At 57.0% G+C, this 12690-nt stretch carries 11 protein-coding genes; 8 read left to right on the plus strand and 3 right to left on the minus strand.

The genetic code is table 11. The features are described from left to right. Window positions 1–7: 7 nt before the first annotated feature. From MNODULE_RS19150 to MNODULE_RS19160, 3 genes are read left to right on the plus strand one after another with little or no spacing between them, the layout of a single operon-like run. Complete coding sequence (locus tag MNODULE_RS19150) at window positions 8–694, plus strand: OmpA family protein (protein ID WP_168062778.1); 687 nt, start codon at window positions 8–10, stop codon at window positions 692–694. Then, complete coding sequence (locus tag MNODULE_RS19155; protein WP_168062779.1) at window positions 678–1298, plus strand: hypothetical protein; 621 nt, start codon at window positions 678–680, stop codon at window positions 1296–1298. Before MNODULE_RS19150 ends, MNODULE_RS19155 begins: the two co-directional genes overlap by 17 nt. Next, window positions 1295–1642 carry a YbjQ family protein gene (locus tag MNODULE_RS19160; RefSeq protein WP_168062780.1) on the plus strand — a complete coding sequence of 116 codons (348 nt, stop codon included), beginning with the start codon at window positions 1295–1297 and terminating at the stop codon, window positions 1640–1642. The genes MNODULE_RS19155 and MNODULE_RS19160 overlap by 4 nt, the downstream gene beginning before the upstream one ends. 246 nt (window positions 1643–1888) lie before the next feature. Here the strand turns inward: MNODULE_RS19160 and MNODULE_RS25315 are convergent, their stop codons facing one another. The 3 genes from MNODULE_RS25315 to MNODULE_RS19175 form a co-directional block, all read right to left on the minus strand. Further along, on the minus strand, window positions 1889–4477 hold the full coding sequence (locus MNODULE_RS25315; protein ID WP_168062781.1) for an AAA family ATPase: 2589 nt from the start codon (window positions 4475–4477) through the stop codon (window positions 1889–1891). 155 nt (window positions 4478–4632) lie between these two features. Beyond that, entirely contained in the window at window positions 4633–5193 is a 561-nt protein-coding gene (locus tag MNODULE_RS19170) for a hypothetical protein (RefSeq protein ID WP_168062782.1), read from the minus strand. A gap of 501 nt (window positions 5194–5694) precedes the next feature. Then, window positions 5695–6483, minus strand: coding sequence for a DUF4145 domain-containing protein (locus MNODULE_RS19175; RefSeq protein WP_168062783.1), 789 nt, complete (start codon window positions 6481–6483; stop codon window positions 5695–5697). A 488-nt stretch (window positions 6484–6971) separates the two neighbouring features. Here MNODULE_RS19175 and MNODULE_RS19180 point away from each other — a divergent pair, with 488 nt between their 5' ends. From MNODULE_RS19180 to MNODULE_RS19200, 5 genes are all read left to right on the plus strand, one after another. Then, window positions 6972–7970: a TraU family protein gene (locus MNODULE_RS19180; RefSeq protein WP_168062784.1), complete on the plus strand. Its 999-nt coding sequence runs from the start codon at window positions 6972–6974 to the stop codon at window positions 7968–7970. An 85-nt stretch (window positions 7971–8055) separates the two neighbouring features. Further along, window positions 8056–8508: a type-F conjugative transfer system pilin assembly protein TrbC gene (gene trbC, locus MNODULE_RS19185; protein WP_168062785.1), complete on the plus strand. Its 453-nt coding sequence runs from the start codon at window positions 8056–8058 to the stop codon at window positions 8506–8508. A 35-nt stretch (window positions 8509–8543) separates the two neighbouring features. Beyond that, window positions 8544–10418: a conjugal transfer protein TraN gene (traN, locus tag MNODULE_RS19190; protein ID WP_168062786.1), complete on the plus strand. Its 1875-nt coding sequence runs from the start codon at window positions 8544–8546 to the stop codon at window positions 10416–10418. Window positions 10419–10597: 179 nt separating this feature from the next. After that, window positions 10598–11332 (plus strand): conjugal transfer protein TraF, encoded by a 735-nt coding sequence (locus MNODULE_RS19195; protein WP_168062787.1) that lies wholly within the window; start codon window positions 10598–10600, stop codon window positions 11330–11332. Continuing rightward, window positions 11329–12687: a conjugal transfer protein TraH gene (locus tag MNODULE_RS19200; protein WP_168062788.1), complete on the plus strand. Its 1359-nt coding sequence runs from the start codon at window positions 11329–11331 to the stop codon at window positions 12685–12687. Before MNODULE_RS19195 ends, MNODULE_RS19200 begins: the two co-directional genes overlap by 4 nt. Window positions 12688–12690 lie beyond the last annotated feature (3 nt).

The following is a 12690-nucleotide window of genomic DNA, read 5'->3' on the forward strand; positions in this document are numbered from 1 at the left end:
AGGTCACATGAAATCGATCATCTTTGTTCTGATCACCAGCGGTATTCTGGCAGGCTGCGCCGGCACGGCAAAGGAAGAGACGCGGGATCCGTATTTCAAGAACAGGGAGTCTCCCTTGGTCGTTCCGATGAGGCATCCCTTTCCGCCATCGCAGGGGGTGGCTTATCTGGTTTCGGAACAGTTCTTCCTCTGCCGGGAAAAAGACTTCTGTCCTGTCCCGCAACAGAAATTTACGGAGCGTTTCTTCCTTCCGGAACTGCCGAAGCCGGTCCGGGAGGAGCCGATTGTGGAACAACCCGCGATCCTCAAGAAGAGACTTCCTGAGACGATTGCGGCCACTGTTCTGTTCGATAAAGAGGATGCAACACTGACCGAGGAGACTTCAAAGGTATTGGATGAACTGTTCGATCGGATCAAAGAAGTCGATCCGCTCACGCTTCGGATCGTCATTGCCGGTTACACCGATGGAGCGGGGTCCGTGGAGGTCAACACGAAACTTGCAGAGGAACGGGCGGAGGCAGTTGCCGACTACTTTATCCGGAATGGGATTCCAAAGGGGAGTATTACCGTGGGGGGACGACCCCTCTGTTGTTACGTCGCGCCCAACGATACAGAGGAAGGCCGGGGGAAGAACCGCCGGGTAGAAGTCTTTGTGGAGCAGATGGAGGAGGAGAAAAGTGAGAAGAAAAACTAAAGCCGTGATGGCGATGATCCTGCTTGCGTTGTTCACGCTTCCACTTCGTGGAAGCGGGTCTGTCGGTCCGGTGGAGCGTCTGGGGCCGGTCTTCTATCCGATCATCGAGCCGGACTGGTCCACCTGGCTTCCGCGGCAGGCGGAGAAGCATCTGAGAGAAAGGCCCCTGACCTTCTCCAGGGATCAGGTCAGGGAGGCAATCAAACAGAAGATGCCGGAGATCGATCTTTCCGAGGTGAAGGTTCCCCGAACGTATACGGTGGACCCCTCCGTACAGGTCGGCCGGCCGGTGACGGATCACACCGGAAAGATCGTGGTTCCGGCCGGCGCCCGCGTCAATCCTCTGGAACGTTTTCCCGCTTTCCGGCCCATCGTCATCATCAACGGGATGAAGAAAAAGCAGGTAGGCTGGGCGGCCGGACTTCAGGAAAGTCCTCTGGCCCTCATCACGTCCGGGGATGTCTTTGAGCTGAGTCAGCGGCTCGGCAGGCCGGTCTATCCGGCTCCGAAGGCGCTCCTTGATCGGTTCGCCATCGAACGGGCGCCGGTAATGCTGTCCTCCAAAGGCGGGATGATCGAAATCGAGGAGGTGGCCCTTCCATGAATGGAGAGATATTGATTGCCACAGTCGATCTGCTGGATGGGTATCGTGTGGAATCATACAACGGGCTGGTCACCGCCCATGTCTCCTGCGGGATCAATTTCATGCGGGGGTGGTTTGTGGCGTTCCGCGATTTCTTCGGCGGCCGGGTGGGGACTTTTGAAAAGGAATCGGCCCGGCTGGAGGAGCGGGCCACGGCGGAGATGATCCGGAAGGCGTCGGAGCATCCCGGCGTCAATGCCATTCTGGGTTTGCGGCTCTCTTACCATCACGTTGGCGATGGGAAGAGATCGATGCTGATCCTTCACGCGGTGGGGACGAAGTGCAGGGTGCGGCAGGCTGAATGAGGGGAAACGAGACAATCAAATCAATATCTGAATAAGTCTAGACCGACACTTTCACCTACGATTCAATATATTGTAGAAGACTAAGAACCGAGAATTTCGGAAAGAAAGGAGGGATAATGCTCCGGCTGCAACGGACGGGCCGCTATGACCGGTTGTTATGTCTCGCCGCCGTCCCGATCGACCGGACAGGGTCGTATTAGCCCGGGTGTTCCCGGCCGCGCTCCTTATGACAGCTTCCCGGCGACCTCATTTGCGGCGCTTGCGAATGCCGGACACCCAATTTTCCAGCGCATCGATATCAGCCTTGAGAACATTCGGCTCCGGAACTTCGGCCCGTGCCGCTGCAGCCTGGTCATGGCCGGGCAGCCATTTGGAGCATTTCGTCATGGCGGCTTCCAGGGCCTTGCAATCTTCTTCCGAGATATCCGCAATCTTGGTGACCTGCTGCGTCTGCACGCCTGGTCTATAGCGTTCGACGACACCTCCGAGAAGAACCTCCTCAAGGCCGCGCTCCCACGCCTCGCGCAGGTAACCGTAAATGACGCTGGCTTCTCTCTCATAAGCCGACTGATGTCCGTCGCGGTGCAGTTTTTCCGCGTCCTGAATGAGTTTCTTCAGATGGCCGATCCGCATTGACACCTTGAGCGCTACCCACGGCAATTCCTCCGCGCAGACACCCGAGCCCTTGGAGAGTTGCCGGACGTGTTGATCAAGTTGCTGGACCCCGAGTTCATCGGACAACTGCCTCAAGAATAGCAAGAACACGATGTCATGTGTAAAGACGATGACTTGCCGTGTCTTTGCCTCCTCAACGAGCCGTCGAGCAACACCCTCTCGCCATTTGTAATCGAGGGATGACACCGGATCATCGAACACAATTCCGGACGGGTCATCCGCCGTGCTAAGCTCTGCAAAGAAAGCAGCAATGGATAGGCAGCGCTGTTCGCCCTCGCTGACGACTTTGGGCAGGTCTACGCCCGGCGCCCTGGTCAGGATAAGCTTGTGATAGAGGATTCCCTGTTCTCCGCCGACTTCCTTCAACTCGACTTCGACATGCCGGAAGGAAAGACGACCCAGTTCATCTTGGAAGCTCTTCTTGAGTCTCTGCGTGACCGAAGTCTTGGTCACGGCCGAGCTCTTTTGCGTTATGGTATGGGTCTTCGTATCGTTGAGGCATAGCTCATAGGCAGCCACTTTCTTTTTGCGCTCGATTTCGGCCAGGACCTGCTCTTCATGCTTTGCGAGGACCTTGCGGGAGCTCAATTCCTGCACCTCGGTGGTCATGGCCTTCTTTTGCTCTTCGTTCGAACTGCTTCGGAGCGTCTTGACCCGTTCTTGAAGGTGTTCGGCAAGCGCGTCGGTCTCCTGCGATACAGCTACTAACGCGGGAAGATCGGAAGGACTCTCCTTCCCCATAGATAGCGCTTCGATCACACTCAGTCTTCGTTTTTCGCTCGCGGCAAGAAAATCGGATATTTTGTCAGCGAGGGACTCGTACTCGATGCGAATTTCTTTGACTGCCTCGTCGGCAGTGTCGTTCGCTGTCTTGAGATCGGTAAAAGCTTTTTGTAGCCGTGCAAATTCTCCCCGGACTTCCCGGAGTTCCTGTTCCGTTTTCGAAATGACAAACGCTTCGAACTGCCTGAGCCTGTGGCCAGAGGCGTGATCAAGGTCCTGTTGGCATAGCACGCAGCGCGCGCCATTGTTCACAACAGGGAATGCTTGCCCGGGATAAGCCAGTTCTTCCGAGAACTGACGGGCCGACTCCCACAGAAGCGACCAACGCTCCGATCCCGTTCCCGTGAACAACCCTTCCGGAAACGTAGCATTCCGGAGGCGTTGTGCTTCTTCACCCTTTCGCCCGGATTCTTTCCGCACCTCGAACACGCCCGATACGGCGTCTGCCGACAGCGCCATCTCCACATCTTTTAGATGCCGGGCAAGGGAGCGGACCCTTCCGGCGCGGAGCGTTAGTTGCCGCGCCAGTTTCTCGGGATCGTTGGCCTGCAAGTCCACGAGCGACCTTTCCAGTAGCGAAAGGCGGGATTCTTCCTCTGGAGACAGGAGCGTAAGAGCTTTCACCGCATCCGGTTTCGTCAGCGAGGACAATCCGGCCAAAAGCCTTGCGACCGATGTTCCTTCTGGTGTCTGAAAAGCAGTGATTGCCGCCGAGCGGAGCACACTCTGTTCACTCTCCAGCTGCGATCGTACCAATCGGCACGCCTTGACGAGCTTGTCAAACAGGTCCAGGCCAAAAGGCCGGAATGCGACATCGGTCTTTTCTGTAAGATAAACGGCGGCGCACTGACTATCGAAAACGCTGACGCGTGAGATAAATTCATCTCCACCTCCGCCAGCCCATTCCCGTATATTCGCGTCCGTTCCGACTTCGTACTTAATCGCGACGGCCGGCTTTTGCGGGGCTGCGCCAGACACGACGTTACCCAGGATTTCTTCTGTTCCCCTCGCGCGGCACGCGCTCTTGAGGATCCTGATGTACCCGGTCTTGCCGGCTGCGTTGTCACCATAAACCGCAGTGAGGCTGGGCCCGAACTTCAACGTCTGGTCCTCTGCCAGCGCGTTCACTCCGCGATGATGAAAAATTGACAACAGTGTGACTCGCCCCAATCCCGTGCCTTGGTCGGGTATGTGATCTGCTGCCAATGGAACGACATCTTGTTGATCGGCCAGGCCATGCGCGCTTTTACAAATCTCGGTCAGATCGTGGACATCATCGTTGGAGAGCTCGCCATTCAGCACGAGGCGCCGTAGCGCGTCGCGCTGCCATGCCGGGCGGCCTTTCGACCATTCAAGGATTTCTTTTAGGACACTCACGATCTCATCACCGAATTGATATCAGTGCCACTATCACTGATCGGTTGAAGTCATCATCACCTTCTCGGTTTCGATCGCAGCGGCAATGGTGGAAAAATTACACAGCTTCCTGCCAATCAGAGGCCATCCAAAGGTCGGGTCCGCTAATTGGCGTGTTAGCCACTCCCAGGGCCCGTGCGAAACTGATTATAGTAGAACTTGCTCTGCTTGTCGTCTCCAAGGGCGATGTCGAAGAGAAGTTGCATGCCCATGACCGGACCCGGAATGAGTCCGTCTTCATCGATGTCGCTGCCGTCGTAGTCGGGGTTGGTCGGAATATCAACGTTGGTGATCCACCACACTTCGATCTTGCGTAGCAGCGAAACCATATCGGTGAAGCACTGCTCGAAATCAGCTGGCAAACCCTCCGTGCCCAGCGCGGAGAACAGCTTGTGTGCGAGGGTGTTGCGGCAAGCCTTGACGCGATCGAACGTACTTAGGTCGTGGTCATTGATCGCGTTCATTTCCTTCAACCAGTCAAGGCTGGCATAGAGGGGACTCTTATTCCGGGACAAGACGTCCGACATGTACTTCGGATCAATCTTATCGCCTGATTTATCGAAGCCCACCCAAAAGAAGTCGCGAATACGCCCTACGACGGAGTCCCTTAGGGCCTGGAAGCCAGCGATGTAGATGGATGCCGCCATCAGGCGGGGCCGCATGACCTCAGGATTCAAGAACTCCTCCCACGACCGCCTTACCTTAGTGTCCATGTTGCTCTATTCGTGTGGAAAACTATTGAGTGAGCCGGAAGGTATAATTTGGTCCTTGAATTTCCAACAATCGGAGATATATTCACTCTTTATCGGGAACTTGTCAAGGCCTATAGGAACCTATTGTTGGCGACAAATACCGATCTGCATTATTCCGTTATGGGGCGACCGGCATAATCCCATTATGGCTACAGGCAATTGGGCATCGACATCAGCCGATCGACTGGACTCCGCGGTTCCTTTCCATCTAGATTCAGACATGGGTGTGGAAGAGAAATGGGTCGAATCTTTATTTCCATTTGGAATCTGCATATTTGGGCAGTTTATTAAAATTAAGGAGTTCAGGAAGAAGGTAGGCTAAAAGGATGAGCTAAAAGAATGCGGGATAGAAATTCGTACGAATATCACAACGTCGAATAAATGAACCTATACCAGAAATACTCAAAACCTTTACTTGTCAGTGGCTTAAAAAGGGAGTGAGAGGACCTTCATACGCCCCTTCCTCTTGTTCACCTTCTTTGCCAAAGCCACGAGTTTCTTGGTCTTCGGAGCATAAATCTCATGCAAGATGTGTTCGATAAGGTCATACGAATCCATAACGTCGTCCATCGTAATTACTCCTTTCGCGTCACCATTTCCATGACTTCCGGAGTTGCCTAACCACTTAATCGCGAGGATAAGATCCTTGAGGTGAGCATACTTCGGTGGGAGCAGATAGATTCTTTGGTGCAAGCTTATAAACCTGCGTTTACCTTTTATTATGTTAAATCGCTTTACCTTAAGGTGGGTGAGTAACTCCTCAATGGCGATCCGAACATTGTTGGACGCCGCATTCGGTACGGAAAAGAACAATGTAAACGACTCATGGAGCGGCGACGAGACAGACTCTGGGCACTTTTCAGGAATGTCTAGTAGTATGAGATGAGGCTCGAAGAACTTGGGTCTGAAGAGGTCATGGTATTCTTGAACCCATTTACCATTCTCATCCTCGTAGCAGTCCAAATTAAGAGAACCAATACCCGTGTTAGCAACAACCTCTTGGCATTGATCATTTGTGCAGATCAGGAGACATGAATACACATACTCAATCCATTCGGGATCCCAGTCCTTCTGAGAGCGGTTTCTCGACCCATAACGTTCTTCTTTGAAGAAAGATGCCTTCTTAATGCGCAGTACGCCCCTTGTGCAAGTCGGACAGATCCAATCTGGTGGCACACCCAGGATGAACGGGAGCTTTAAAACATTTCGATTCATCACAGTCTTTTCTCCGACGCCAGTAAGTTGATATCTAATTTTGGATAGTAACGAATCAGATTCCAAACCGCAACGCTATTGATATAGAACCGCAATTGCCTTGATATTAGTCCGGGTATTGTGGCATTTCTGTGGACTTCAGTTCGGGGATGGGGCTGTGATTACCAACAATCATACGCAACAACTTTTCAGAGAAAAATCGTATATAGTCTTCAATTGGTAACGATTTACCGGTGAATTCTACCATATTAAGAGTTGCTCTTTGTCCGATTGTTTCAGGAAGGATGCTTGATCTTACAGTGACTAAAAATGAATCCACGACGAGTTAAACCGGTTTTAGATACAAGATAGAGTTCCATCAGTTAAAACAAGAAAGTCCGATTCAGAAACACCGCCAGAAATGCCTTGATCCTGGCCGATTTCTTCTCTTCCTGGAACTCCTTTCCCCACTACACTGATCTCACCACCAAACCGAAGGAGTTCGAGTTATGAGGAGGAATCGCTGGGTCATCGTCACGTTCATTTTAACCCTCTTGCTATTCGCAGCAGTTCAGGATACCTCCGCCTGCCCCGGCCGGGTCTTCAATCCCGTCACCGATGTCGACTGGACGGGGATCTTTCCCATCAAGATCGGCGGGGTCACGGTGGCGGGCTTCGGCCAGGAGGATACCGAGACTGTAAACCAGTCCCCGGTCTGTTTTTGTGCCGACCGGCCGCCGCCGTTGAATCTGACCCCCGGTATTCCTGTTTCTTTCTGGGAACCGGTCTACCTAATCGAGGTCACACGGGACCCCTACTGCTTTCCCTCCCTAGGCGGGGTCGATCTTTCATCCACGATCCAGGGTTTCGGAACCAATACCGGCTCACACGGGGCCCGCGATCACCAGGCCTTCTACCAGGCCCACTTCTATGCCTATCCGATCTTCTACCTGATCGGGCTGGTCATGGACTTTGCCTGTCTGCAAACCGGCGGATTTGACCTCGGCTACATCACGGAACTCGATCCCCTCTGGAACTCGCCGGAGTTGGCCGCGCTGCTGACGCCGGAGGTGTTTCTCTTTGCCAACCCGGCCTCGATTGCGGTCTGCGCCGCCGATTGCGCCGCCGCGACGGCGGGATTTTCCCTGGACCCCCTCTTCTGGTGCAGCGGCTGCTGGGGAGGGACCTATCCCTTGAACGGGGCGCTCTCCGCCGGCAATGCCGGTCCTCCCCAGGCCTCCGCGCTGGTTGCTTCCCGGATGCTCTTCAAGCTCCACCGGGAGGGACTTTTGCTCGGAACCGTTGGGAAGGCGGGGCTGTGCAACAGGTATCCGATGCCGGTTATCCGCAAGAGCCAGTACAAGCTGCAGCTGGTCTATCCCAAGGTGGGGAAGGTCTTTCCCATCGGAAGAAGCGATTTTGTCTGGGGGATCGGCGCTTCATTTCCGGTGGCGGGGGAGGATTTTGTTTATCTGGTTTGGAGAAAGAGAGATTGCTGTGTGCTGTGAAAGCGAGTTGCGAGTTTCGAGTTCGGGGTTTGGAGTTAAGAGATTTAACCCGGAGCCCGGAACCAGCCACTCGAAACGGATCCTGATGATGGGCTTCACCGTTGCCATCCTCTTAATGCCGTACCCGGCTCAAGCCGTCGACAGGCTCTACTATTTCTTCTCTTTCTCGATGCCGGAGGAGAGTATCCAGGCGGCCTTTTCCGATGGAGAGAAGATCGGCCTGGTCGCGGTGCTGCGTGGATTGCCGGAAGGATCGCCCAAGGAGTCGCTCCTCAGGCTGAAACAGTTGATCGGGGGGAGGAAGGTGGAGGTCCTTATCGATCCCCTTCTGTTCCGGCTCTACGACATCACCGAGGTTCCTGCGCTCGTCTACGCGGAAGGGGTCAACCCCTCCTGCGAGCACTGTGAACCTGTGCCGAGGTACTGGAAAAGGGTGGGAGATATTCCACTGGTGGCGGGTTTGGAAAATCTGGCCCGCTCTGCGCCATCGGTGGACCGGTACTTAAAGAAGCTTCGCGAGGGATTTTTTACAAAGTGAGGAATGCAATGGTTCGACGCGGATTACCGCAGGCCATGTCCAGATGGATTTTCCTGTTCACCGGTTTGATAGTATGGACGCCCGCGCTCGCCTCTGCTCAGATGACCTTTGAAGAGGCCCTTCAGGAAGGGAGGTCTTTCGGCAGTACGGCGCCGAAGGGGAAGGATGCCGCCAATGCCCTGATCACTGATGGTCAGAGCCGGGGCATCCCCGGCCTGACCCCTGAAGCGCAGTCGGATGCCGAGACGCAGGGGAGCTTTTTCCTCGACAATCCAGATCAGTTGACCCCCCAGGGGGAGAATGCCCTCTCCGCGACCGAGAGCGGCCGGTTTCTCCAGGAATCCTACAATCTCCGCCCCCGAATTACAATTGCCCCGGACGATCCGATCGTGACCTTCTCCGAAGGGGCGGCCAGCGGGGAGTCCTGCATCACCCGGCGGGTCTGCACCAATCCTGTCACCGAGACGATCACGACAACACAGCAGATCGCCTGCACCATCGAATATGCCGAGACGGGAGGGCAGTGCAGCTATCCCCTGCCGCGACCCACAACCGTGCAGGGGAATGGTTCGGGCTCCCTCTGCGTCGATCATCACCTCTATGCGAGGATTCACAGGGCGAGCGCGACGGTCTATCACCTCCAGCTCCTCGACACCGGCCCACGAGGAGATTTACACCGCAACTGCGGAGGATCGGGCTCCGGAGGGGGGATCGGAGATTGGCACACGATTGAAATCCTCACCCTGTCGGCCTCGCCCACCGTGATGCGCCTCGATGTGAGCGCTTCGGGACGGGGATGCCCCAGCGCCTCCGTCACGATCTCCTCGCCGGACCAGTCGGTCCTGGTGGTCACCTGTGGAAGGGGGGGCGCGCAACTCCCCTCGTATACCTACACCTACCGGTTCGATCTCCCCCCGCCGCCGCTCTCCCCTGAGACGGTTCGAGCGGCCTGTAGCTCCTTCATGAACGAGCGGTGCGCTCTGATCAATGAGCAGTGTACGTCGGCCTCCTGCACCCGCTCCTATGTCTGTATCGATCCCGCCCGGCAGATCGACGGCTGCGCTGCCTACCGGAGCCAGCCCTCCTGCACCATTCATGGGGGCAGCTGTCTTCTGAGCAATGCATACGGCCAGTGCTTCAGCCGTCAGGAGAGCTACGCCTGCACCACCCAGACCCATCAGGAGCGGTGCGCCGAGGAGGGGATCGAGACGATCTGTCCGGGAAGCGTGGAAGGGATCCGATGCCTCGATCCGAACGAGTGCGCCGATACGGCTTCCATCCCCAACACCGATCTCCCGCTGGCCGCAAGCAACATCGGGGCGCTGGCCGCTGCGGAAGACGATCATACCGGCGATCCGGTGATCATCTTCACCGGAAGCAGAGAATTCTGCCGGAAGACGATCGCCAGCGGAGTCACGAGGGACTGCTGCGCGTTGGAGACCCTCCTTCTCGGCTGCAACAGCGCCGAAGAGACCCTTCAGGCCCACCGGAATGCGGGCCAGTGCGTGGAGGTCGGGACCTACTGCAGCCGGCGGGTTGATCTGGAGTTCACAACCGTCTGCGTGGAGCGATCGACCGGATTCTGCTGCTTCTCGTCGAAGCTGACCCGGATCATCCAGGAGCAGGGGAGGAGTCAGCTTGGGATCGGCTGGGGGACGCCGCAGGCCCCCGACTGCCGGGGGCTGACGGTGGAGGAGCTTCAGCGGATCGACTTCGAGCGGGTCGATTTCTCGGAATACTACGCCGACATCATGGCCGATCCCCCCGACCCGGATGAGCTGGCTGCTCAGGCCCAAAGCTCGGGAGCGCTGACTCCGAACCCGGAGGGTGTCCCCCCTCCGCCGCTTGGGATCAGCCCGGATCAGGTTCAGCGGGATCTCGAACAATTTTTCGGGACGCGCGCGCCATGAGAAGAACGCTTTGTCTTCGACGAAGGGAGAGGAGATCTTCGGCTTCTATAGGATCTGCCCTTTCACTCGTTTTATTGCTGATCGGGATCCTCCCAGTATGGGCGGGGGAGAATGAGATCACTCGATTGCCATCAAAGGGAAGTCTTTCGCCGGGGTCCTCCCAAGATGGGCTTCTCGGGATGAAAGAGGCCCCCGAAGCGGAACCGGACCCTTGGGACGAGAATCGCTTTTTCGACAAAAACCGGGAGGGGTGGTTCTGGTATCTGGAAATGAAAAAGGAGGAGAAACGGGTGCGAAAGAGGGAAGCGCCTTCCAGACAGCTTCCCCCTACCCTGAACGAGATGCGGAAGCAGGCGGAGAAACTGCTGTCACGCGCGGTCGAAGAGCCCACAGAAGCGCATCTCTTGGCCTATATACAGTACCAGCGTCTGGTCATGCAGAGGGCCGAAGCGTTTGCCCATACCTGGCAGCGGGTGCTGTGGGAGCATCCGGATCTCGATCCGACGGTGGAAAATCCGGTCGTCACGGCGGGACTCTCCGTCGCCCGGGCCGAGAAGGCGAAGAAAAGGGATGCGAAACTTCTGAACCTCGCCCGCTCCTCCGGTATTTTTTATTTCTTCGCCGGAGACTGTCCGCTGTGTGAGATCCAGTCCCCCCTCCTGGCCGGCTTCGCCCGCTCTTACGGATTTTCTGTCGTGCCGATCAGCCTGGACGGGGCGGAAGATCCTCTCTTCGGTTCCGCAAAGGTCGACCGGGGCGCGGCGGAGAGGCTCGGCGTGAGTGCGGCCCCTGCCATCTTTCTGGTCAGACCGCAGACCGGGGAGGTCCTCCGTGTGGGGACCGGCCTCCTATCCATGGAAGAACTGGGGGAGCGGCTCGACCGGCTGGCCGGACATGTTGAGGAAGAGAGATGAAGATCAAGACAAAGATTCTGTTTCTGATCGTCCTGTTCTGGATCGTGCTCCAGAGCAGACCTGCCCATGCTGATCTCCAGCGGCAGTTGAACGAACTGGCCGATTCCCTCGGCGCGATGAGCGCCACCACAGTACCGGGGGTCTACGAGGGTCAGACCCGGGGGTATCTCTCCGGCGGGGGGCTCTCCATGCGCTTTCCGCAGCGGAGTCTGAACCTCGCCTCCCTCAGCCTTCCCAAACTCAGGGCGGGTTGCGAGGGGATCGATATCTACCTGGGGGCGTTCAGCTACATCAACGCCCAGCAGTTGATCGACAAGCTTCAGGCGATCGGAAGCGCCTCGCTGGGGTATGCCTTCGGGATCGCCCTGCAGTCGATCTCTCCTCAGATCTACGGGGTGATGCAGGACCTGGAGAAATACAGCCAGGCGATCAACAGCACGAACTTTTCATCCTGTCAGGCGGCCAGAGCCCTGGTCGACGGCACCCTCGGGCTGGTCGAGAAGATCGGCTCTTCCCAGGTGAGCCGCTGCACCGGGGCACGTACCGCCTCCGGGGCGAGCGCCGATTTTAATGCCGCCCGGCAGGAGTGTGTCGCCGATCCCGCCGCGGGGGCGTCGGTGGGGGACGCCGAGGATCAGGCTGTGGGAAGGATCGAGCGCAACTATCTCTGGGACGCCCTCTTCAACCTCGTCGGACTCGACTGGACATCGCAGGAGTTGATTTTGTCTGCCGTCGGGACGATCGTGGTGACGCAGAGCAGCGGGGTGACGACCTGGCCGCCGCTGATCAGCGTCGACATGCTGTTGGACGGCGGGGCCGTCAGCCGGTACAGCTGCGACGCCGCCTGCCTGAACATGAATGTGGTGAGCGAAGGAAATGTAACAGGCCTGATCGTCCTGGTCCGGGACCGGCTGACGGCGATCCTTTCTAGTGTTCAGGCCAGGGGGGATTTGAGCCCGTCCGACATCGACTTCGTCACCACCGCCCCCTTCCCGCTCTACCGGATGGTCAACGCCCTCTCCACCCTGACGCCGGCCGTGGCGGAGGCATACCTTCACAAATGGGCCGAGCCGCTCGCCCTGCTGATGGTCCAGGAGTGGATCGACACCACCGCCCGGGAGGCCCGCCGGGCGCTCTCCAAGGCGAGGATCGATGAAGCGGTTCAAAAGGAGCTGTTTCACATGATCGAGGAGGCGCAGAGGGAGGTCCGGGGCCGGATGGCCCGGACCCGTTTCGTGGCCGAGTCGATCGTCACGGAGATCGAGACGCTGGAGCGCCTGGAACGGGCGATCACCAGCAGCCTGAAGAGGCACGATCTGGCCAAGGCGTACGACTTCGGAAAGAAGGGGAGATAGAAA

The organism is Candidatus Manganitrophus noduliformans (genome assembly GCF_012184425.1).
Lineage (GTDB): Bacteria > Nitrospirota > Nitrospiria > SBBL01 > Manganitrophaceae > Manganitrophus > Manganitrophus noduliformans.